This window comes from Massilia sp. Root335 (assembly GCF_001425685.1).
GTDB classification, from domain to species: Bacteria; Pseudomonadota; Gammaproteobacteria; order Burkholderiales; family Burkholderiaceae_D; genus Telluria; species Telluria luteola.
Genome location: NZ_LMCY01000038.1, coordinates 1 through 539, shown reverse-complemented (window position 1 = coordinate 539; position 539 = coordinate 1). Strand labels below are relative to the sequence as shown.

At 70.5% G+C, this 539-nt stretch carries 1 protein-coding gene; it reads left to right on the top strand.

Annotation, left to right across the window (positions count from 1 at the left end):
- A partial coding sequence (locus ASC93_RS21015; protein WP_157202050.1) for an AMP-binding protein occupies positions 1-539 on the top strand: 539 nt, incomplete at both ends.

Here is a 539-nt window from a genome sequence, read left to right as displayed (position 1 = left end):
CATCGACACCGCATGGTTCACGGCCGCCCTGTTCAACCAGATGGTCGAGCACCAGCTGCCCGCACTCGCGTCGATGCGCCACATCCTCGCCGGCGGCGAAGCGCTGTCGCCGGGCCACGCGCGCACGCTGCGCGATGCCAACCCGTTCATCCTGCTCAGCAACGGCTACGGTCCGACCGAGACCACCACCTTCGCCTGCCACCACCCGGTGACGGCGCGCGACGACTTCAACCTGCCGCTGCCGCTCGGCCGCCCGATCGCCAACACCGCGATCTACATCCTGGACGCCTGGCTCAACCCGGTGCCGGTCGGCGTGGCCGGCGAGCTGCACATCGGCGGCGCCGGCGTCGCCCGCGGCTATCTGCGCCGCCCCGGCATGACGGCCGAGAAGTTCATTCCGGATCCGTTCAGCGCGGAACCCGGCGCGCGCATGTATAAATCCGGCGACCTGGCCCGCCACCGCCCCGACGGCACCGTCGAATTCCTGGGCCGCATCGACCAGCAGGTCAAGATCCGCGGCTTCCGCATCGAACCGGGCG